Source organism: Rhizobium sp. 0TCS1.26, from assembly GCF_050455525.1.
In the GTDB taxonomy this organism is placed as follows: Bacteria; Pseudomonadota; Alphaproteobacteria; order Rhizobiales; family Rhizobiaceae; genus Neorhizobium.
Genome location: NZ_JBCIYV010000003.1, coordinates 356558 through 376895, shown reverse-complemented (window position 1 = coordinate 376895; position 20338 = coordinate 356558). Strand labels below are relative to the sequence as shown.

Annotated in this window: 19 protein-coding genes; 7 read left to right on the top strand and 12 right to left on the bottom strand. The window is 63.5% G+C overall.

All coding sequences use genetic code 11. The features are described 5' to 3' along the window. Nucleotides 1-124 precede the first annotated feature (124 nt). Genes AAIH46_RS15835 through AAIH46_RS15825 form a run of 3 tightly spaced genes read right to left on the bottom strand, consistent with a single transcriptional unit; the run spans nucleotide 125 to nucleotide 2807 of the window. Nucleotides 125-1063: an ornithine cyclodeaminase gene (locus AAIH46_RS15835; RefSeq protein ID WP_430306935.1), complete on the bottom strand. Its 939-nt coding sequence runs from the start codon at nucleotides 1061-1063 to the stop codon at nucleotides 125-127. Between the two features lie 10 nt (nucleotides 1064-1073). Further along, the gene (locus AAIH46_RS15830) at nucleotides 1074-1784 is read right to left on the bottom strand and encodes a GntR family transcriptional regulator (RefSeq protein ID WP_430306934.1); all 711 of its coding nucleotides are present in this window, start codon (nucleotides 1782-1784) and stop codon (nucleotides 1074-1076) included. A gap of 21 nt (nucleotides 1785-1805) precedes the next feature. Beyond that, nucleotides 1806-2807 carry an SIS domain-containing protein gene (locus AAIH46_RS15825; protein ID WP_430306933.1) on the bottom strand — a complete coding sequence of 334 codons (1002 nt, stop codon included), beginning with the start codon at nucleotides 2805-2807 and terminating at the stop codon, nucleotides 1806-1808. Nucleotides 2808-2956: 149 nt separating this feature from the next. Here AAIH46_RS15825 and AAIH46_RS15820 point away from each other — a divergent pair, with 149 nt between their 5' ends. From AAIH46_RS15820 to AAIH46_RS15805, 4 genes are all read left to right on the top strand, one after another. Then, on the top strand, nucleotides 2957-4450 hold the full coding sequence (locus tag AAIH46_RS15820; RefSeq protein ID WP_430306932.1) for an FAD-dependent oxidoreductase: 1494 nt from the start codon (nucleotides 2957-2959) through the stop codon (nucleotides 4448-4450). Nucleotides 4451-4564: 114 nt separating this feature from the next. Then, a complete protein-coding gene (locus AAIH46_RS15815) occupies nucleotides 4565-5404 on the top strand; it encodes a sugar phosphate isomerase/epimerase family protein (protein ID WP_430306931.1) in 840 nt (279 codons plus the stop codon). A 143-nt stretch (nucleotides 5405-5547) separates the two neighbouring features. After that, nucleotides 5548-7578, top strand: coding sequence for an FAD-dependent oxidoreductase (locus tag AAIH46_RS15810; RefSeq protein WP_430306930.1), 2031 nt, complete (start codon nucleotides 5548-5550; stop codon nucleotides 7576-7578). Nucleotides 7579-7827: 249 nt separating this feature from the next. Next, nucleotides 7828-9261, top strand: coding sequence for an ISNCY family transposase (locus AAIH46_RS15805; RefSeq protein ID WP_430306929.1), 1434 nt, complete (start codon nucleotides 7828-7830; stop codon nucleotides 9259-9261). A gap of 623 nt (nucleotides 9262-9884) precedes the next feature. Here AAIH46_RS15805 and AAIH46_RS15800 read toward each other — a convergent pair. From AAIH46_RS15800 to AAIH46_RS15785, 4 genes are all read right to left on the bottom strand, one after another. Continuing rightward, nucleotides 9885-10163 (bottom strand): hypothetical protein, encoded by a 279-nt coding sequence (locus AAIH46_RS15800; protein WP_430306928.1) that lies wholly within the window; start codon nucleotides 10161-10163, stop codon nucleotides 9885-9887. 218 nt (nucleotides 10164-10381) lie between these two features. Further along, complete coding sequence (locus AAIH46_RS15795; RefSeq protein ID WP_430306927.1) at nucleotides 10382-11353, bottom strand: mannonate dehydratase; 972 nt, start codon at nucleotides 11351-11353, stop codon at nucleotides 10382-10384. Between the two features lie 176 nt (nucleotides 11354-11529). Beyond that, nucleotides 11530-12624, bottom strand: a complete 1095-nt coding sequence (locus AAIH46_RS15790; RefSeq protein WP_430306926.1) for an LLM class flavin-dependent oxidoreductase — start codon at nucleotides 12622-12624, stop codon at nucleotides 11530-11532. Beyond that, nucleotides 12621-13328, bottom strand: a complete 708-nt coding sequence (locus tag AAIH46_RS15785; protein ID WP_430306924.1) for a GntR family transcriptional regulator — start codon at nucleotides 13326-13328, stop codon at nucleotides 12621-12623. The genes AAIH46_RS15790 and AAIH46_RS15785 overlap by 4 nt, the downstream gene beginning before the upstream one ends. A 172-nt stretch (nucleotides 13329-13500) precedes the next feature. Here AAIH46_RS15785 and AAIH46_RS15780 point away from each other — a divergent pair, with 172 nt between their 5' ends. Both AAIH46_RS15780 and AAIH46_RS15775 read left to right on the top strand, forming a co-directional pair. Beyond that, entirely contained in the window at nucleotides 13501-14256 is a 756-nt protein-coding gene (locus AAIH46_RS15780; protein WP_430306923.1) for an HpcH/HpaI aldolase family protein, read from the top strand. 19 nt (nucleotides 14257-14275) lie between these two features. Continuing rightward, nucleotides 14276-15202: an NADP-dependent oxidoreductase gene (locus AAIH46_RS15775; RefSeq protein WP_430306922.1), complete on the top strand. Its 927-nt coding sequence runs from the start codon at nucleotides 14276-14278 to the stop codon at nucleotides 15200-15202. 40 nt (nucleotides 15203-15242) lie between these two features. Here AAIH46_RS15775 and AAIH46_RS15770 read toward each other — a convergent pair whose 3' ends face one another. Then, entirely contained in the window at nucleotides 15243-16049 is an 807-nt protein-coding gene (locus AAIH46_RS15770; RefSeq protein WP_430306921.1) for an aspartate/glutamate racemase family protein, read from the bottom strand. Nucleotides 16050-16146: 97 nt separating this feature from the next. On the opposite strand from AAIH46_RS15770, the gene AAIH46_RS15765 reads away from it, so the two are divergent. Next, entirely contained in the window at nucleotides 16147-16689 is a 543-nt protein-coding gene (locus tag AAIH46_RS15765; RefSeq protein WP_430306920.1) for a winged helix DNA-binding protein, read from the top strand. Here AAIH46_RS15765 and AAIH46_RS15760 read toward each other — a convergent pair. The 4 genes from AAIH46_RS15760 to AAIH46_RS15745 are packed head-to-tail and all read right to left on the bottom strand — an operon-like array spanning nucleotide 16668 to nucleotide 20300. Further along, complete coding sequence (locus AAIH46_RS15760) at nucleotides 16668-17459, bottom strand: cyclase family protein (protein ID WP_430306919.1); 792 nt, start codon at nucleotides 17457-17459, stop codon at nucleotides 16668-16670. The two genes, AAIH46_RS15765 and AAIH46_RS15760, sit on opposite strands and share 22 nt — an antisense overlap. Further along, nucleotides 17456-18703, bottom strand: a complete 1248-nt coding sequence (locus tag AAIH46_RS15755) for an SDR family NAD(P)-dependent oxidoreductase (protein WP_430306918.1) — start codon at nucleotides 18701-18703, stop codon at nucleotides 17456-17458. Before AAIH46_RS15755 ends, AAIH46_RS15760 begins: the two co-directional genes overlap by 4 nt. Then, the gene (locus AAIH46_RS15750; RefSeq protein WP_430306917.1) at nucleotides 18700-19875 is read right to left on the bottom strand and encodes a thiolase family protein; all 1176 of its coding nucleotides are present in this window, start codon (nucleotides 19873-19875) and stop codon (nucleotides 18700-18702) included. The genes AAIH46_RS15755 and AAIH46_RS15750 overlap by 4 nt, the downstream gene beginning before the upstream one ends. Next, nucleotides 19875-20300, bottom strand: a complete 426-nt coding sequence (locus AAIH46_RS15745; protein ID WP_430306916.1) for an organic hydroperoxide resistance protein — start codon at nucleotides 20298-20300, stop codon at nucleotides 19875-19877. Before AAIH46_RS15745 ends, AAIH46_RS15750 begins: the two co-directional genes overlap by 1 nt. Nucleotides 20301-20338 lie beyond the last annotated feature (38 nt).

Below are 20338 nucleotides of genomic sequence, written 5' to 3'. Positions count from 1 at the left end.
TCCCTTCGGCAAGCTGGCTTGGGACGCAACTTCAGGGAGCCGGTCGCTGTATAGCCGCGGGTGGAAGATCTCAGCCGTCGTTTCGATCAGCCTTGCCCGTTGGGACGCGACAAAGCCTGGTCGCTTAGCTGATCCGCGTCGCCAGGGCCGAGGCGGTGAACAGGTCAAGGTGAGCGCCGCCATTGTTCTTGAAGACCGTGATCTGCTGGTCGGAGGTGCGCCCCTCGGCCTTCCCCTGGACGAGGTCGAACAGGTCCGCACGGACGGCATCCCAAGTGATTGCGCCGGAGGCCACCGCCTGTGAAAGATCGCCGCCACTCTGCATGTTGTTGCGGCAGTCGACGAAGATCGTGCCCCGCGCCAGGGCTTCGTCGTCGGCTTCGCGCAGCGTCGGCATGTAGGCACCGACGAGATCGAGATGGGCGCCGGGACGCAGCAGGACGCCCTTGATCAGCGCGGAGTCCGACATGGTTACGCACGAGACCACATCAGCCTTTGCAACCGAGCGATCGAGATCGTCGCTCACCGTGATCTCCAGTCCCTTGTCACGCAACTGGGCGGCAACCGCCTCGGCGCGTGACGCGGTGCGGTTCCAGATCGTCACCCGGCGCAGCGATGGCCGGGCGGCCAGATGCGCCTGTGCAAAATACGGCGCCAGCGCCCCGGCGCCGACGATCAGCAGATCCTCGACATCGTGGCGGGCGAGGATAGAGGCGCCGAGAGCCGAATCGGCAGCTGTCTTGCGCGCCGTCATGGCAGCGCCGTCTGCGGTGAGGACAGGCGCGCCGGTCTTGCCATCAAACAGGGCCACCAGCCCCTGCACGGCCGGCTGCGGCGGTTGCAGGGAAGCGTTCTGGGGAAATACGCCGACCATCTTGACGACGATCGGACCGCCGGGCGCCCAACCGGGCAAGGTGACGAACTGGCCCTCGCTGCCGCCCGGATCCGACTGGACGACGACATTGGAGGCCGGCATCGCGCCCAGATGCGCCTGGCGCAACGCCTCGATCAGAAACTCCCATGCAAGCGCATCATGAACGGCGGCGGCGTCGAAAACATGCATGTCGGATCTTTCAGGTCTTGATTGTGTAGGTGACGAGGTGGCTTGGGGTGACCAGCTGCGACAGGGCGAGCGGCTGTCCCTCGCTGTCGGTGACGATCTTCTCGATCCGGTAGACCGGCTGCGTTGCCGTGACCGGAAGGACGTTGCGCTCGGCCGGCGAAGCGAAGCCGACATCGATTTGCCGCTCCGCATGGGCGGGCACGATGCCGGCGAGATTGCGCAGCGCGGCGAAAAACGAGCCGCCCGCCGCCACCGTGTCGACGACCTCGGGAAACCGTGCCGCATCGAACCACAGGCTTTCTAGCGTCATCGGCATGCCGTTGTCTTCCAGCAGCCGGTCGAAGCGGATCAGCGACGCCGCCCGCAGCCGATCGCGGACAACCGGCGCCTCGGGATGGTCGTCGCGCGACAGGATGCGATGGCCGGCCTTGCGACCAAGACCGTCCATCGTTTCGGAAAAACCCGACAGCGAGACCAGCGTCTGGCGAACCTTGTTCGGCATGACCAGCGTTCCGCGACCCTGCTGGCGCTGGAGGCGACCTTCGGCGCACAGGTCGCCAATGGCGCGCCGGAGCGTGACCCGGCTGACCCCGTAGAGCGACATCAGCTCCGGCTCGGCGGGCAGGAACCCGCCTTTCGAAAACTGGCCGGACTGGATGCCGGCGAGGATCGAATGCCGAACCTGTTCATAGAGCGGCAAGAGCTGTGCTTGATCTTCCATCCGCTCCAATCCAGGGCTCGATCAGTAGGCGATCTTCTTCATGTAACGCCGGCCCTCAAGCATTTCGTGCTGGCGCAGATCGGCGATCTTATAGGCGAAACGCCACAGCGTGTCGAAGAAGATCAACGGCACGACATTGCCGCGGAACTGCGGATCGATGCCTGAGAGATCGAGCTTCTCGGCATCGAGAGCCAGGATCTTTTCCGCCGAGCCGAAGCGGTGCAGGAACTCGTCGGCACGCTGTTCGAGCGGCCGGGTGCTGTCGACGCCCTTCAACAGAATGAAGGCGCGATCCTTGTCGAGAACCTCGAAGGGGCCATGGAAGAACTCGTTGGCGTGGATCGCCTGGCTGTTGATCCACTGCATCTCCATCAGCACGCAGATGGAGAATGAGTAGGCCGCACCGTAGCTCGCGCCGCTGGCGACCGTGTAGATCACGTCTTCCTTGGCAAAGCGCGGCGCGTAATCCGCAAACATCGGCGCGAACGTTTCATGCGCGCGGTCGATGGCCGGCTGCAGTGCCTTCAGGCTGTCGATCAGCGTCTGCGTCAGGTCGTCGCCGCCGGTCAGCGCCACCAGGCCCATGACGATCTGGTAGATCCGCGAATAATTGCTGTCCTTCGCATCGATCGGCACGCCGGTCGTGTAGGGGGCTGCAAAGCCGACCACGTGATCGACGGCCTTGCCGAGCGGCGAGGCGGGCTCAAGCGTCAGACCGATGGTCGCCGCACCCTTCGAGCGGGCGAATTCGGCAGCCGCCGTCGTTTCCTTGGTGGTGCCGGTCATCGAGCAGAGGATCACCAGCGAGTTCTTGTCCAGCGATCGCGGCGCACGGGCAACGAATTCTGCGCCGTTGAAGACGTCCGAGGACAACGGCGAATGCTGGTCGAGCAGGAACTTTGCCGGATGCATGATCGACAGCGAGCCGCCGCAGGCGACGAAGAAGACATGGGTGATGGACTTCGCGTCGAGAGCGGAAAGCGCCGCGACAACGCCGGCGTCGAAATCAGAGGGGAGAGACATGGCAGGACCTTTCGATAAGACGTCCTAATACGTATTGCCAGATGCCACTCTGCGTCAAGTGCCCTTGACAGCCCAGCCACAATTTTGCGAACGTTCTCACATAGAGCGGCGAAAGCTTCAATTGAAGCCGCAGCGCGGGGGACGTGAACGTGACTGAGCCCTACGACACTCTCGTCATCGGCGGCGGCATCATCGGCGCCGCAGCCGGTCAGCACCTGACCGCCGCCGGCTACCGCACGCTGCTGGCGGAACGAGACGATTACGGCTCCGGCACATCGTCCAAGACATCGAGGCTGCAGCACTGCGGACTCGGCTACCTGTCCGCTGCCAGCGGCTCCATCGCATCCTTCCTTGCGCATCCGCGCAACGCCATCGAGTGCTTCGACCTGATGCGCCGGTCCATGCGGGGCAGGGCGGAATTCGTTCAGGAGGCGCCCGAACGGGTAAGACCGGTCACCTTCATCGTGCCGCTGACGCAGGAAAATGCCATTCCACCGTGGAAGGCGCGTCTGGCGTTCCGGTTGATGGCGGCCAGCGACGGCGGCCGCGTGCCGCTCGATCTCTGCCTTCTTTCGGCGCAGGAGGCCAAGGCTCATCCGGCGCTCGCGGGCATGGCGGGACTGGCCGAAATCCGGGGCGCCATGACCTTCACCGAGTACCAGTATCACTGGCCGGAACGCATCGTGGTCGATACCGTGATGAAGGCGCGCGCCATCGGCATGGAGGCGCTCAACCACACGCCGGTGACTGCCATCGCGCGGGAAGGGGAGTATTGGCGCGTCGAGCTGAGGTCGGCAGACGGGACCCGCACCGTCCTGACCCGCGCCATCGTCAACTGCGCCGGCGTCTGGGTCGATGAACTGACAGCGCTCACCGGATCTTCGCATTTGCGTCGCAGCACAGGCGAAAAGGGCACCAACATTGTCGTTCGGCTGCCCTCCAACCTCCGCGGCATCGGGTTCGAGACGGTCACCGCAGCCGGCGCACCCTTCTACCTGATCCCTTGGGGCGACCTGCATTATGTCGGCCCGTGGGATTGCCCAGCCGACGGCAGCCCTGAAGGTTTCCGCGCAACCGAAGCCGAGATCTCAGCTATCCTCGATCAGCTGTCGCGGCTGTTTCCCGAGATCCGCCTTGATCGCCAGGACGTCCTTTATTCCTGGGCAGGTGTGCGACCGCGCAGCCTGTCAAAGGACGGCCGCGGTTCTTCGTCATCGGTGAGGGAGCACGACCTGACATCCGAGGGCTTGCCGAACTTCTTTACCTTCACCGGCGGATTGCTGATGACCCACCGCGAGGCCGGGCGCCGGCTGACGGCGGCCGTCGCGCGTCGACTGAAGCCATCGGGCCCGTTGCGCGTATTCAGTCCGGCGTCACCGGCTCCCGAGCCCGTTGATCGCGTCACGCCCGCCACAGTCGCCCACGCGGTGCTCAACGAGCAGGCCCGGACGCTCGGCGACATCCTGCGCCGCCGCCTGTCGGTCGGCTGGGAGGCGGATCTCGGCCTGTCACATGCAGACACCGCGGCGCGCCTTGCCGCACCCCACCTGCACTGGACAGCCGAGGAAACCGAGCGACAGATCACCGACTTCATCAACCAGACGGAAGTCGAATTCGGCCTCTTGAAATCAGTCAGCAGGTGAGGGCGGCGCCACATATGATATGAGAACGTTACCAGAATTTTGAGCGCTAGTCGTTGAAATCACCTTACAGCGCGCCCGAGTCGGACGCTGCTTATCAGCCTGGGAGGACTGGACATGGCATTGGACGAACGCAGCATCGCGGTGATGAACTTCCACTACGTCCGACACACGTTCGACAGGTTTCTTGCGGATGTCTGCGACGCTGGCGTATCCCGCATCGAACTCTGGGCCGCCGCGCCGCACTTCTATATCGGTGACAGGACGCTCGCCGAGGCGCGCCAGCTTGGACAGACGGTGCGCGGCATGGGCCTCGACATCGTTGCCTTCACGCCCGAGCAGTGCATTTACCCCATCAACATCTCGGCGAAAGAGCCGGCCCTTCGCGATCGTTCGCTGCGCTACTTCATCGAATCCATGGAATTTGCAGTCGAGTGCGGTGCGCCGGCGATGCTGGTCACCGCCGGCGGCGGCTACCGCGACGAGCCGGCCGCCGACGCACTGACGCGCTGCGTTGATTCCATGGGCATGTTGTGCGATCGCGCCCAAAAGCTCGGCGTCGACCTCTGGATGGAATCTCTTCCGGATTCTTTTGCCAACATCATCCGCTCGGCCAAGGAAATCCGCGCTCTGATGGACACGCTGGCGAGCCCCGCACTGCACGCGGTGTACGATGTCGCCGGAGCGATTATGACCCAGGAGCAGCCCGAGGACTACTTTACCCATCTCGCCGGGCGGATCGCCCATGTTCACTTCACCGATTCCGATGCGGGCGGCAGCCATCTCGCCTGGGGCGACGGGATCATCGATCTCGACAAGCTCATCGCCTACCTGCGCAGCCAGAACTACGACGGTTCGCTGACGATCGAGTTGACCAACTGGAAATACAATATCGATCCGACGCCGCCGCTCAGGCAATGCGTCAGCGCAATGCGAACCGCACTCGGACCGGGCTAGCCTATGCGCTGATGGCTCGGGCACGGCCAGACGATCGATCATCCGACGGGGGGCGGGACATGGACCAGGCACAGTTACCGAGTAAACCTGCATCGACGAAGGAACGATCCGGCGATCTTCCAACGTCTTCCGAGGAGGTCTGGGTGGATCGAGAGAAAAAGCTGGACCCGCTCCTGACGACACTGCGGATCGGCAAGCTTACCCTGCGCAACCGGATCATGAGCACTAGCCACGAGACCGGGCTCGACGAAGGCGGCCATCCGATGGAGGCCTATCAGCGGTACCACGAAGAGAAGGCCAAGGGCGGCCTGGCGCTGACGATGTTCGGCGGCTCAAGCCGGGTATCCGCCGATTCGAGCTGGGGCGGAACCCAGCTCGACATCAGCAGCGACGCGGTCATTCCGGTGTTTGAGGCGTTCTCCGAGCGGATCCACCGGCACGGCGCAGCACTCATGTGTCAGATCTCGCATGTCGGTCGCCGTGCCAACGCGACCGTCGGCAACTGGCTGCCGGCACTTGGCCCGTCGCACGGGCGCGAGGACTACAATCGCGATTTTTCGCACGAGATAGACAGGCACGACATCAACCGCATCGTCCGCGAGTTCGGCCAGGCCGCGCGGCGGGCGAGGGAGGGTGGGCTGGACGGTATCGAGACGATGACCGGCGGCCACCTCATCGGGCAGTTCCTGTCGCCGATGGTCAATCGCCGCACGGACGAATTCGGCGGCTCGCTCGACAATCGGATGCGGTTTCTGCGCATGGTCCATGAGGAAATTCGCAGCCAGGTCGGCGCCGATTATATCGTCGGCATCCGCTATACGATCGACGAGGACCATGCCGAAGGCCTCAGTTTCGCCGAATCGGTCGAAGTTGCGAACATCCTCGAGCGGGACGGACTTGTCGATTTCTTCAACTGCATCTTCGGGCGGTTCGACACCCGCCTGAACCTGCTTCGCTACAACATCCCCGACATGGTGTCCGCCTCGGCGCCCTGGCTGAGCCAGGTCGGTTCGTTCAAGGCAGAAACCGGCCTGCCAATCTTCCACGCCGCCAAGATTGCCGACGTCGCAACCGCCCGCTTCGCCATCGATGCCGGGCTTGTCGACATGGTCGGCATGACCCGGGCGCACATGGCCGATCCGCAGATCGTCAACAAGCTGCGTTCCGGCAGAGCCGATGAAATCCGCCCTTGCGTCGGCGCCTCACATTGCCTGTACCGCCCGGTGAACTGCATTCACAACCCGGCAACCGGCCGAGAGACCTGGTTGCCGCAGACGATCGAACGCTCGCCGCATGCCGGTCGCAGGGCCGTGGTTGTGGGTGGCGGGCCCGCCGGACTGGAGGCCGCCCGGGTACTGGCCGAACGCGGCCATCACGTCGTGCTGTTCGAAGCAACCGACCGCCTCGGCGGACAGCTGGTGCTGGCGGCGAAGGCGGATCTTCGGCGCGACCTGATCGGCATCGTCGACTGGCGAGCGGCCGAACTGGAGCGGCTTCATGTCGACATTCGCCTCAATGCCTACGTGGATGCCGAAGAGGTCCTGGCCGAGACGCCGGACCTGGTGATCATCGCAACCGGCGGCGTTCCGGATTTCGGACCGGTGTCAGGCAACGAGCTGTGTCTCAGCGTCTGGGATGTTCTGGCGAGCCCTCCGCAGGCGAAAGCAGATGTTCTGATCTACGACGCGACCGGCCGTCATCCTGCACCGTCGGCCGCGGCACTGTTGGCGGCCGCCGGCCACGCCGTGACGTTTGTTGCCCGCGATCCGTCGCTCGCACCGGAAATGGAACATCATTCGAGCATCACCTATCGAAAGGCGATGGCCGAGCGCGACGTCCAGGTCATCCTTGAGCATGAGTTGGTATCAGTCGCCCTGATCGGCGACCGCCGCCAGGTGGTGTTGCGCCACCTGCTGACCGGCCGGGAGACGCGTTCCACCCATGACCAGGTGGTCGTCGAGCATGGGACGGTGCCGGTCACCGATCTGTTCGACGAACTGCGTTCATACTCGATCAACGACGGGGTGACGGACATCGATACGCTTATCGGCAGCGCACCGCTACGTCAGCCACCGGGGGCTGGTTTCGAACTGCACCGCATCGGCGACGCGATCAGCAGCCGCTCGGTGCACGCGGCGATGCTGGATGCGCTGCGGCTGGGCCTGCAGTTTTAGGCGGGCGGGAGGCAAGGATGTGGGGATGGGCTGGCGTTTGAACAGACCGGAAGACCAGGTATTCGGGGCCATCAGTTAAGTTCCATAACATACGTTATCGGATCAGTTCGTGTAGGGGCTATTTAGTAATGCGACGGTTGGGCCAGTTAGAGATGCGACAGTCTCGCCTCTCGACGTTCTGGTCAATGCCAACGTTGGGAGCAAGGATGACGACCTTCAGCCTGGTCCAGACCAGCGGTCGGAGTCGTCATGTCCTGTTTGATCACCATGTCGCAGAAAGAATTGCATCGCCTCGAAGTCATTCAGAAGATTCGTGACGAGCGCCTGAGCGTCGTCCAGGCTGCCGAACTGCTCGACCTCAGTCGAAGCCAGGTTCACAGGCTGCTGCAGGCCTATGACCAGGATGGTCCAGCCGGTCTTGTTTCCAGGAAGCGATCGCGGCCGAGCAACCGGCGCCATAGCGAGGAGTTTCGCAATGCGGTGCTGGATCTGATTCGCGAACGCTATCTGGATTTCGGTCCGACGCTGGCGCGTGAGAAGCTGATCGAGCTGCACCGGATCTTTGTTGCCAAGGAGACGCTGCGACAATGGATGACCGAGGCTGGTATCTGGGTTTCACGCAGAGAACGCAAGAAACGGGTTTTCCAGCCACGCGGCCGACGCGATTGCTTTGGCGAACTGGTGCAGATCGATGGCTCGCATCACTGGTGGTTCGAGAACCGTGGGCCCAAATGCGCCCTGCTCGTCTATATCGATGACGCGACCGGCAAGCTGCTGCATCTACGTTTTGCCGGTTCGGAGAACACATTCGACTATCTGCACGCGACCAAGGCCTATCTGCAGCAATGGGGCAAACCGCTGGCCTTCTACAGCGACAAGCACGGCGTCTTTCGTTCGACCCATGCGTCGGAGAAGGACCGGACGAGCGGCCTGACACAATTCGGCCGGGCGCTTTATGAGCTGAACATCGACATCATCTGTGCCAACACCCCGCAGGCCAAGGGCCGGGTGGAACGTGCCAACCAGACATTGCAGGATCGGTTGGTCAAGGAGATGCGGCTTCGCGGCATTGACACGATTGAGGAAGCCAACGCCTATGCACCTAAGTTCATTACGGATTTCAATGCGCGTTTCGGCAAACAGCCGCGCAATCCGAAGGACATGCACCGGCCGTTGGCCGATCACGAGAACCTTGATGGCGCCATGTGCCGCAAGGAAGTTCGCACGCTGTCGCAGGCTTTGACGCTGCGCTACGACAAGGTGCTGTTCATTCTCGATCCGACCGACGTTTCCAGACCCTTGGCCGGCCAAAAGGTGATTGTTTGCGACTATCCGGACGGTCGCCTCGAGATTATGCACGAGAGTTTTGCCCTACCCTACAGAACCTTTGACAAGCTGCGGTCGGTCCATCGGCCGGAAGTCGTCGAGAACAAGCGTCTGGACGACATGCTGTCGATCGTCGCCGAGATGCAGGCTGGACGAGAACAGCAACGGAGCAAGAGCGGCCCATCCCCGACGGGCCAGAAAGATCATATGTTTGGCATTCGGGACGGCAGCATTGGAAACGGTTACCAGAAGCGCGGCCGCAAGCCCGGCCGTCGGGCGGACTTCATGAACGATTCGGAAGTCATCACTAAAAGGAAGAAGGCATTGGCGCGCATGGAGGCCGCAGAACGACGTTAGCCAGCCTCAAAGCTAAAGCCGAAGAGGTGCGCCCCACCCGCCCCGATCTGATCTCGCAAGCGGGTCTGCCGCTCAGATCGGGGCTGACCGGCAGCGCCAGTGTCGCGTTTCTAACTGGCTGGCGAGCACGCGCCTCTAACTAGCTTTGACAACTGTGTTGGGAGAGATGGGCTCAAGGATGACGTGCGACTGTCCCTAAGTTCAGCGCCCACCGGTGCCTCAATGTTCCACCTCCCTTGAGTGGGAAGCAGAACGCGCCGGGTAAGTGACTCTCACAGGCGGGCGGACGGCGTGACGCTGGTAAACGCACTGGATGCTGCGGGAAACGCTGGATGCGCTCCTCTTCATCCTTTCGTCTCCCACCAGCCGTCACCACAAACTGCGTCATCCTCGGGCCTGTCCCGAGGATCCACGACATCAGACACTGGCCAGTGCCCAGTCGTTCATGGGAGAAATCTCCGCGCGGTCGATGACAGAGCGAAGCGGCGGCAGATCCCCGGGACAAGCCCGAGGATGACGGCGGCAGATGAGGAAGCCTAGTAGTCCAGAGGATGACGACGAGAAACAGCGGCTGCCGAGCAGATAGGCCGGCTCGCTGTTAGGGTCTATGCGTACCGGCAGTATCAGATCCTGATGGCGCTGGTTGCCACTTCGACCCGGCAGATCACCCTGTCGAAGCCTGCCAGATCACAGGCGACGTCCATCGTCCGCATGTAGTCAAGATCGGAGCCCACTGTTCCCTCGATGATGATGCTCGAGCCGGCGGCATAGACGATCAGGTCGCGACCGGAAAAATCCGGCAGGTTGCGCAGGTCCGCTTCGATGAATGCGCGGACCGATGATGTGTCGCTGAAATACTCGAGGCTGGAGGAGTTCTGGGTGTGCAGGCTGCTGAGGAACATAGCGCGACTCCGTGTCTGGACATGAATGTCAGATGAACAAACGGTTGTCTGACGTTTAGGTTCCAAATGAGGCTCAAACGTGTTGCTCCTCGGAAAGCGCTAAAGATCATGGTCTTGGGCGACACAGTTGAAGCATTGAAGTCAATTGCCCAGCCGGTCCAATCCTGCCCTGCAGCGGAATAAAATCCTGTTACTGCAGCCCGTCGAGCCAATATCCTCTAGCAGCGGGTCTGCAGGAGAGCGGCGATGTAGCCGTAGCAGAAGGCGAAGGCCACCTGCTGCTGGTTCTCGCCCGACAGCGTCGGCGCGTGGTCCGGCATCACCATGTATTGGTAGCCGGTGTCGCGCAGCGCATCGATGACGGCCGGCATGTCGATATCGCCATCCTCGGGAAAGCTCTCGCGGAACGAATAGCGCTTGCCGGCGATGTTTCGGAAATGGATGTTCATGATCTTGCCGCGCTCGCCGAACCACCGAGTGATCGCCGGCACCTGCGAGACGTCCTCGACCATTTCGCCGAGCGTGCCGATGCAGAAATTCAGGCCGTGCACCGGGCTCTCGTGCATCTGTACGAAACGCTTCATCCCCTCGACCGTACCGAGCACCCGGGTCACGCCCATGTAGCCAGGCGGTGTCGCCGGATCGTGCGGATGGCAAGCCAGCCGCACATTGACCGACTGCGCCACCGGCACGACGCGCGCCAGGAAATAATCCACCCGCTCCCAGATGGTGTCTTCGTCGAGCGCGCCAATGCCGGCCGGCGCCGGCTCATGAGGGTCGGCAAGTTCGAGGCGAAAGGCCTCTGCTTGGTAGCTGCCCCGGCCCGGCTCCATCGCCGTGCGCGGGATGCCGATATAGTTGAAGTTGTAGCGGACGGCCGGAATGCCGGCAGCGGCACAGTTCTCGATGAGGCGGCAGATGCCGTCGATCTGCCGGTCGCGGTCCGGTCCTGCCAGCATGATGTCCCTGCACGGCACGTCGCGGTCCACCCGGATCGACGGCATCGGCAGTTGCGTCATATCGAGCACCAGGCCAAAGCTCTCGATCTTCTCCCGGAAGGCTTCGAGCGTTGGCCGGTCCCAGCCCTGCCAGTCGCCGTCGGGCGTTGCCGAGACGTGGCTGACGCCGAGCTGTTTCATCACCCGGTAATCATCATCGTGGCGTGCCGGAAGTTGTGTTCCCAGATACATGCATTCCTCCCCGAAAGGGCATTGCCCGCGTCACTCCCAGGTTTGCAGGAAACCGGGCCTCCCGTAACGGAGCAAGCCAACCGGTTGATCATAGCCGCGCCGGATCCGATTTTGTAAGCGGAAAAGCACACGGCCTGACCGCCGAAGCATCGAATGGGCTTCCGGCGGCAGACAACCTAGTCGACGCGCAGCCCCGCCTGTTTCAGGAGCGGCATGACGCGATCGCAGAAGAACGGCAGCTCATAGGTATAGTTGACGAAGGACATGGCGATGCCGGAATAGCCCTGCTGCGAGATCGCGATCATCTCCTCGACGATCTTCTCCGGCGTCCCGATGAGCGGATAGCCTCCCGCGCCACCGGCGAACCGCTTGCGATAACGGTCATAGCTGTCCTTGTCGTGCGACTGGGAGAACTCCTTCTTGCCGGCCATGTGCGCGTCTACCGCCTCGTGATCGGCCATGGTGACGGCGTAGCGTTCATAATAGTCCTCCGCCTCCTGCTGGGTCTCGCGGCAGACGACGTGGCAGACGGTATAGGCGCCGACATCCCGGTCCACCGCCCCTGCCCGTCCACGGATGTCCTCGACATGCTTGCCGGCCTCGGCGATCTCGGTGAAGGTGGTGAAGAGATAATCGCAGTTCTTCGCCGCAAAGTCCCGGCCCGGTCCGCCGAAGGCAGCATTCATGGTCACCGGACGCGGCGACTGCAGGCTGGCGGGCCGGCTCACCACATCCTTCAGCGTGTAATAGGCGCCGTCATAGTCGAACGGCGCTTGCGAGGCATAGGCCCGCTCGACCACTTCCAGCCATTCGGCGGCCTGGTCATAGCCCTTTTCGACGAGCGGCACGCCGAACATGCCGAATTCCTTCGGATTCCAGCCGCAGACGATGTTGAGGCCGGCGCGGCCGCCGCTGATGTGGTCGACGGTTGCCAGTGCCTTTGCCGCATAGAGCGGGTGGATGAGCGGCACGTGCACGGTCATGAACAGCGCGATCCGCTCGGTGACGGAGGCCAGACCGGCCGCCCAGGTAAAGGTCTCGAAGGACCATTCCCGCACCCGGTTCTTGCCGCCAAAACCCTTCCAGCGGGCGATCGGCAGCAGGAAGTCCAGGCCGCCGCGGTCGGCGATCTGCGCGGCGTTGAGATTGTCCTGCCAGCGCGCCTGCCAGCGCTCCGGAACATCGGTGATAGCAAGACCACCATCGGCATTGGGAGAGAAGATCCCGAGCTTCAGCGGGCTCGGCCCTTTCAGCGGATGCGGCTTTATCATGATACTGCTCTCCTCTTGTTCTTTCTGCGCGACTGACGTTGCGTCTTGAAGTCTTCCAGCTGGCGTCGCCGGACGGCAAGAAATGCCTCTTCGGCGGCGAACATGAACAGCGTCATGCGCTCCTCGACCAGCAGCGGATCGCGCGCCAGGAAGGCTTCATGGATGCGGGAAAGGCCGGTGATATAGTGCTTGACGGTTTCGGCGTCGGCGAACGTATCGAGCCGCACCGACTGGAAATAGTTCATGAAGCGGGCGACCGTGGCCGCCATGTGCGGGTTGCGGACCGCCTTCAGCCAGGCGTTGCGGAAGTCGACATTGGCGCCTAGCAGGACCGGAATATCACCCTGCTGCAGCGCATCGTGGATCCGGGTCATGGCATCGCTGAGTTCGGTCTCCACCTCGGGCGTCATGTCGCGGGCAGCACTGGCAGCAGCCCGGGGCTCCAGCTGACGGCGCACCTCGAAGAGGCCGCCGATGTCCTCCACCGACAGTTCCCTCACGGCAAAGCCGCGCGTCGTGCCGATGAGATAGCCTTCCGCCACCAGCCGCAGCAAAGCCTCGCGCGCCGGCATCCGGGAGGTCCCGTAGCGAGCCGCGATACCCGTGTCGACCAGCCTGTCCGACGCCGACACCTGGCTCCGCTGCAGCTTCAGCCGCAGATCGGCATAGATCGTTTCGACCAGATTATCGGACGGGGTTTGCATGATGTTCTCCGACAGAAACAGTATACGGATTTGAGCCTATATCAAGCCGTTCCGAATCAGACGACGCTACAGCGTCATAATCCGTATACCGATTTATCAACTTGCTCCGCCAGGAATTTCAGGCTTAAAGTAAGTGATGTGACGATTTCCCGTCTCGCTTTCCGAGGCCCTGATGAGCAGTTTCCGCAGCACGTGTCTTGCCGATGATCGGCTCGTCGGTACATTCGTCGCGATCCCGCATCCCGTCGCCGTGGAGGTGGTGGCCGCTGCCGGGCCCGACTTCATCTGCATCGATGCCGAGCATTCCCAGATCGGCCGCGAACTCATCGAAAACCTGATCCGCGCCGCCGATGTGCACCACGTGCCGACAATGGTGCGGGTTCCGGGCCATACGCCGGAATCGATCGCCGGCGTCCTGGATGCCGGAGCGGCCGGTGTTCTGGTGCCACGGGTCTCGACCGCTGCGCAGGCGCAAGCCGCCGTTGCCGCCACACGATATCCGCCGCTCGGCGAGCGAGGCGTCGGCCCGGGCCGGGCCGCGGGTTACGGCTACCGGATCCCGGATTATCTGAAGAGCGCCAACGACAGCCTCGTTCTCGCGGTGCAGATCGAAACGGCCGAGGGTCTCCGGAACGTCGAAGACATCGTTGCGGTCGACGGCATCGACGTGATCTTCATCGGACCCGGCGACCTGTCGGTGTCGATCAACGCCATGGGTCCGGACGGCGCCGGCCGGCTGGACGCGGCGATCCTGACGATTACCGAAGCCGCGGCCAAGGCCGGCAAGACCGTCGGCATCTTCCGTCCCACGCCCGACGACGTCGGCAAATGGTCGAAGGCCGGCATCAGCTTCTACCTGCTGGCCAGCGACACCATGTTTCTCGGCGCCAGCCTCGCGGCTGGCGTCAAAGCCGCCCGCAACGCCTGAGCGTGTCGAAGGAGATATCATGAAGGCGATCCAGTACAACGAGCACGGCCCGGCCGAGGTAATGAGGTACGTCGATCTGCCCGATCCGGTTGCCGGTCCGGGCCAGATCCTCGTCCGGCTGGAGGCGGCAAGCGTCACGCCCTTCGACTGGAAACTGCGCGCCGGACACCTGCGTAACCATTTCACCCTGCCGATGCCGAGCGTACCCGGCCGCGATGGCGGCGGAACGGTGGTCTCTGTCGGTGAGGCAACAGGCGAATTTTCCATCGGCGACCGCGTGGCGATCATGGCCGGTGCCCTGGCACAGGGCGGCTACGCCGAGATGATCGCCGTCGACGAAAACCATGCGGTGAAGATCCCGGAGCGGCTGTCGACCACCGAGGCCGTTGCCCTGACCAATGCAGGCCTCAGCACCTGGATCGCGGTTAACACCGCCGAAGTCAAATCCGGAGACAAGGTTCTGGTGCATTCCGGTGCCGGGGCCGTCGGCGGGCTGCTGATCCAGCTCTGCCACCACCTCGGCGCAAAGGTCAGCACCACCTGCCGTTCGCACAATCGCGACTACGTGCTTGGCCTGGGTGCTGATCGCGCCATCGCCTACGACGAAGAGGACTTTTCCGAAATCCTGCAGGACCAGGATATCGTCTTCGACCTGATGGGTGGGGCCGTCCACGACAAGTCCTACCGCGTCCTGAAAAAAGGTGGCCATCTGGTGTGGCTGGTTGCCGATCAGATCGTCGACCGGGGAGAGGAATTCGACGTCCGGGTGACGCGCGCCGTGGTGACCGATGACCGCTCGGCGCTCCAGTCGATGATGGATCTCGCCGCGGCCGGCCTGCTGAAGCCGCAGGTCGCCCGAACAATGCCGCTGTCGCAAGCGGCGGAAGCCCATCGCCTGCTGGAACAGGGCGCCATATCGCGCGGCCGCATCGTATTGACGATGTGAAGAGGCCTGCGTCGTCGGACGTTCGTCCCGCGACCAGCCCTCAGCTTTTTGAGGGAAGAAGCGGCGCCCCTCGCCCGTTGGCGACGAAGTTGCGGAAATCCATGACGGCATCGTCGCTGGCGAGCGAGCAGAACGGCCCGCGGCTCACCTCGATGCCGTTGAGCTTCTGCAGGCGAACATCCATCTCGGCGCTTTTCAACGTCACCGCCGCCGTGTTGACCACCGGCGCATGCAAGACCTTGAAGCCGAATTCACCGCCCACCAGCAGGCCCGGCAGCACGCCGGCTGGCACGACCACGTCGGCGCCATCGCGTACCAGGGGTTCGGCGCAGGCGGTGAAAGCCGCCAGCATGCGCTGTCGCGCCTCGTCGTCGCCGGCAAAGGCGGCACTGAAGTCGGCGGGCGTGCAGTTCATGCCGACCACGTGGCGGACGCGGCTGCCCAGCCCGTAAAGGTCGGCCTGCTCGTAATGCCAGACCTGAAACACATCATCCAGCGTCACGAGCGCCAGCCGCCGGCCAAGACGTGCGGCATAGTGCATGCACACCTCTCCTGCACCGATCACCGGTATCGTCAGCGCCGATTTGAGCTCATAGAGACCCGGATCCTGGAAGTGTCCGATGACCACGGCATCATAGCCGCGGCTGGCGGCCTCCAGCCCGTTGTCGATGGCGATCGCCGCACAGCGGAACTCGGCCAGGCGACCGAAATGCCGGTCCGGCGGGCTGATGCCGAAGACATCGACGGTCGTGCCCGGTTCGGCGATGCCATTCAGGTAGTCCGACAGCCGCTTCATATAGGCGGCGCTGGCGGTGGCATCGATGAAGCTTTGCCAGAAGATGCGCATCGTCCTCGTCTCGCTTTCGTCGTTGAACCGATATTGCTCTCGTCAAAACGTGAATTTAAGGCTTTACTCGCAGCATGGAAAGCAACCGGAGAGCCGCATGACATCGTCGAACGCGCCCGAAACCCAGTCGATCGACGCCGGGATGGAACTGTCTGAGGCGGCGCTGACGGAGTTCGAATGGTCGCTCTGGCGGATCTCGGCGGCCTTCCTGCGCTGGCAGGCGGAATGCTCGAGCGAACTTGCCGGCGCCGGGCTCAGCGGCCTGGATACGGCCGTCCTGCACACGATCCGCTACCGTAACAAGGCCAAGGGACTGGGCGAGATCTCCCGTCTGCTCGGACGCGACGATACCGCCAATATCCAGTATGCGATCAAGAAGTTGCAGACGCTGCAGCTGATCGAACGGGTCAAGGGTCGCTCGCGCAAGGACACGCTCTACACGCCGACCCGCAAGGGCAGCAAGCTGACCCAGGACTACCGGGCGCTGCGCCGGCACCTGCTCGTTTCGCTGATCCAGAAGATGGACCATGCGGAGAAAGGGCTGGGCGACGCCACCGAGATGCTGGAACTGCTGACCAGCTTCTACGATACCGCCGCGCGGCGCGTGGCAAGCGGATCTCATCCTGTCGAGCGCTCCTGAACGAGCGCGAGAACACGCAGCGGGCTGCCCGAGCCGTGGTGGATCTTGAGCGGTGCCGAAACGATCACGGCGCCGGTCGCCGGCAGACGATCGAGGTTCGTCAGGCACTGCAGACCGTAACGTCCGGCTCCGTGCAGATAATGGTGCGCCGGATAGGGCGGCGAGAAATGGCCGGCCTGGCCGGCATCGGTGCCGATGGTTTCCGTGCCAAAGCCGATGATGCCGCGCTCCTCGACCAGGAAGCGCATCACGGCGACATCCGGCCCCGGCGTATGCGCACCGTCGTCGCGCAAGCCGGCATAGTCTGCGCCAGATTTCCTCGACCAGTCGGTGCGCATCAGAACCCAGGAGCGCTCCGGGATGCGGCCATGCTGGTCCTCCCAGGCCCTCACGTCGTCGACGCCGAGCAGGAAGTCGGCGTTCTCGTTCGCCTGGGCCGAGCAATCGATGACGCAGGCCGGCGCAATCATGTCTGCCGGCGGCAGCGTGTCGACCGTGTTGAGCGGTAGGTCCCGGCCGGTATACCAGTGGATCGGCGCGTCGAAATGCGTGCCGGTATGTTCGCCGAACGAGAGATTGTTCCAGTACCAGGCCGGTCCGCTGGCGTCGTAACGGGAAATCTGCTCCATGCGGAACGGCGCCGACTGCCCGAGCTCCGGCGGCATGACGATCACCGGAAAATCCGCAGACAGCGTCTGGGTGAGATCCACAATGCGGATCCGACCCGTTGCCAGAGCCCCGGCGAACGCTCCGAGAATGTCGTCGGTCATTGCCCCGCCTCCCGCTCGACGGCTTTCGGATTGTCGAATAGCCGCGCCTCGATATCCTTGGCGACATCGCCGACATAGATGTCTTCCAGGCCTCGCTTCAATCCATCGACCACCGCGTCGGCCAGCGTCTTCGGCGCAACCTTGGGGGCCGGCAGTGTCTGGTACCACTCGGTATCGAGCGGCCCGGCGAAGGCATTGATGACCCGCACACCGCCCTGTCGAAGCTCGCCGCGCAGCCACTGTGACAGCGACAGGCAGGCCGCATGCGCCGCCGACTGGATGCCGAACTGCGGCGCGCTGCTCAGTGCATGGACTGACAACAAATTGACCCAGGCCACCGCGCCTGTCGCCCCATCGGCCCCGCGGGCTCGCATGATCGGCCCGAAAGCCTGCGCAAGACGCATCATGCCCATCACCGTCTGATCGAGCGTCTCGCGTGCGGTGCCCGCAGCCGCCGCATCGAACAGATGCGCCGGCCGCACATGGTCGGCGGTGTTGACGAGGATCTCGACCTTGGCGCCAATATCCATCGCCAGATCCTGCACCGCACGCTCGCTGGTCAGGTCCAATTCCACCAGTTCGACGCCTTCGATCGCTTCAAGCGCCGTCTTCGTAGCGAAAGGCTTCCATCGATCTGCGATGCCGACGAAGACCTTGGCGGCACCGGCCTTGCTGAGAGAAGCGGCGAGCGGCAAGGCCATCGGGCTCCGGCCATCGGTGATCAGCACCCGCCGATGTTTTGGATCGGCAGTCAGCTCCCGCCATTGGCGATCGTCTTCCATATGCGGCATCTCCGACAGGGGTTTGGCGAACAACACGGCCTGACCGGCACGATCCAGCTGCAGCGACAGCAGAAGTTCGCTGCCCGGTCCGCCGCAATCGCCATGCATGTGGACGACTGCGACGGGGCCGCATTGAAGCTTCACGAGGCCGGTGCGCCATGGCATGTGCTCGCGAAAATAAGGATCGCTGGTCACCTCGATGCGGGTTTCCGACAGCAGCACACCGCTTGGCTGCGCATCACGGAAGGCAAGGTCGGCGGACAGGCAGTGCGGGCAGGCGTCGCGCGGCGGGTAGGTGTAGCGGCCGCATTCGTCGCAGCACTGGATCATGAACCGCCCGCTGGCGGCTGCAAGTGTCAGTCCATGGGCCTTGCGGCTGCGTGCGGATGGCGGAAGCAGAGGCTGCTGCGTGCGCTCCAGAGGGTTCTTGCGGCGGGGTTTGGCGAGCGGTTCGGCCATCATGCCCTCGCCAGGATTGCTGCCGAAGACGCCAGTCCCCGGTCGTAGTTGATCATGCCGAAGCCGGACACCAGTCCGAGGGCGGCATCCTTCACCTGCGTGCCGTCGGCAGTGCCCAGCAACTGGCGCATCGCTTCGGTAATACCCAGATGACCGCCCGCCGCACCGGCCTGGCCGACGGATAGCTGGCCGCCGGATGTATTGTGCGGAAAGGAGCCGTCCACCGTAAACGTGTGTTGGCGGACGAAATCCGGCCCCTCGCCCTTGGCGCAGAAGCCGAGATCTTCGAACTGCATCATCGAGATCACCGCATAATCGTCGTAGGTCTGGACGAAATCCATGTCGTCCGGCCGGACATCCGCCATGCCGTACAACTCATCGCGATCAATCAGCCAGCCGCCGCGCTCCTGCACCGGATCCTCGGCGAATGCGTTGTGGCGCTCGATCGCCGACAGCAGACGGACGAAGGCAAGGCCGAGCGACCGCGCGGTCTCCTCGCGCATTACCAGAAAGCCTTCAGCGCCGGCGCAGGGCATGACGCAGTCGAACAGGTGGAAGGGTTCGGCGATCGGCCGCGCCGAGAGGTACTGTTCGAGCGTCAGCGGCTTCTTCATCAGCGCGTGCGGATTTTTCAGCGCATTGTCCCGCTGCGCCACGCAAATCCTCCCGAAATCCTCGCGCGTCGCGCCATAGCGGTCCATGTAATGGTGGGCAATCAGCGCGAAGCTGGCGTTCGGGCCGCCCGCCCCATAGGGGTAAGAGGCATCCTGGGCGAAGCGGGAGAAACTGGCGAGCGTCTTGCGGAACGTATCCACCTGGTTGGTGTCGGCCGCAACGCAGGCGACGATGTCGGCATCACCGGCCTGCACGGCGCGCGCCGCCCGGCGGATCGCAACGATGCCGGCGGCACCGCCAAGTGCCACGTGATCGATCCAGCGCGGCGAGAGGCCAAAATGCTGGGTGAGCGCGATCGCCGAGTCCGGTCCCATTGTGAAGCTTGCGGTGGAGAAGCCGTCGAATTCCCGATGGCTGATACCGGCGCCGTCCGCCAGCCCCCGAAGCGCTCTGCCCATCCACCAGTGCGCGGTCTCGATGGAATAGCGCTGGTACGGAACCGTCACCGGAACCGCCAGCACCACCCCGTCATAGCTCTGCCGCGCACGGTGTCCCGACATCAGGCAACCGTCAGCTTGACGTCGATATTGCCGCGCGTCGCATTCGAATAGGGGCAGCGCTCATGCGCGCCGGCAACGATCTCTTCGGCGACGGCGCGGTCCAGGCCGGGAAGCGATGCGACAAGCTCGACGGTCAGCGCATAACCCACGGGGACCGGGCCGATGCCGACCTTGGCGGTAATCGTCACATCGTCGGGAAGAGCGATCTTGCCCGTGCGCGCCACGAGCTTCACGGCACCGAGGAAGCAGGCGGCATAGCCGGCGGCAAAGAGCTGTTCGGGATTGGTCCCCTCACCGCCCGGTCCGCCAAGCCCCTTCGGCACCGAGAGGTCGACGGAAAAGCCGCCATCGGCGCTTTCGGCCCTGCCTTCGCGCCCGCCACGGGCCGTTACCGCTGTCTCGTACAGGATCTTCTCGGGTGTCATGATCGCCTCGATGTTGGTGTTGCCGTCTGGTTTGAATG

Bases quoted from the DNA above. Each gene is read 5' to 3' on its own strand.
- AAIH46_RS15835 (WP_430306935.1), bottom strand. From the start codon at position 1,063: ATGCATGTTTTCGACGCCGCCGCCGTTCATGATGCGCTTGCATGGGAG.
- AAIH46_RS15830 (WP_430306934.1), bottom strand. From the start codon at position 1,784: ATGGAAGATCAAGCACAGCTCTTGCCGCTCTATGAACAGGTTCGGCAT.
- AAIH46_RS15825 (WP_430306933.1), bottom strand. From the start codon at position 2,807: ATGTCTCTCCCCTCTGATTTCGACGCCGGCGTTGTCGCGGCGCTTTCC.
- AAIH46_RS15815 (WP_430306931.1), top strand. From the start codon at position 4,565: ATGGCATTGGACGAACGCAGCATCGCGGTGATGAACTTCCACTACGTC.
- AAIH46_RS15805 (WP_430306929.1), top strand. From the start codon at position 7,828: ATGTCCTGTTTGATCACCATGTCGCAGAAAGAATTGCATCGCCTCGAA.
- AAIH46_RS15800 (WP_430306928.1), bottom strand. From the start codon at position 10,163: ATGTTCCTCAGCAGCCTGCACACCCAGAACTCCTCCAGCCTCGAGTAT.
- AAIH46_RS15795 (WP_430306927.1), bottom strand. From the start codon at position 11,353: ATGTATCTGGGAACACAACTTCCGGCACGCCACGATGATGATTACCGG.
- AAIH46_RS15790 (WP_430306926.1), bottom strand. From the start codon at position 12,624: ATGATAAAGCCGCATCCGCTGAAAGGGCCGAGCCCGCTGAAGCTCGGG.
- AAIH46_RS15785 (WP_430306924.1), bottom strand. From the start codon at position 13,328: ATGCAAACCCCGTCCGATAATCTGGTCGAAACGATCTATGCCGATCTG.
- AAIH46_RS15780 (WP_430306923.1), top strand. From the start codon at position 13,501: ATGAGCAGTTTCCGCAGCACGTGTCTTGCCGATGATCGGCTCGTCGGT.
- AAIH46_RS15775 (WP_430306922.1), top strand. From the start codon at position 14,276: ATGAAGGCGATCCAGTACAACGAGCACGGCCCGGCCGAGGTAATGAGG.
- AAIH46_RS15770 (WP_430306921.1), bottom strand. From the start codon at position 16,049: ATGCGCATCTTCTGGCAAAGCTTCATCGATGCCACCGCCAGCGCCGCC.
- AAIH46_RS15765 (WP_430306920.1), top strand. From the start codon at position 16,147: ATGACATCGTCGAACGCGCCCGAAACCCAGTCGATCGACGCCGGGATG.
- AAIH46_RS15760 (WP_430306919.1), bottom strand. From the start codon at position 17,459: ATGACCGACGACATTCTCGGAGCGTTCGCCGGGGCTCTGGCAACGGGT.
- AAIH46_RS15755 (WP_430306918.1), bottom strand. From the start codon at position 18,703: ATGATGGCCGAACCGCTCGCCAAACCCCGCCGCAAGAACCCTCTGGAG.
- AAIH46_RS15750 (WP_430306917.1), bottom strand. From the start codon at position 19,875: ATGTCGGGACACCGTGCGCGGCAGAGCTATGACGGGGTGGTGCTGGCG.
- AAIH46_RS15745 (WP_430306916.1), bottom strand. From the start codon at position 20,300: ATGACACCCGAGAAGATCCTGTACGAGACAGCGGTAACGGCCCGTGGC.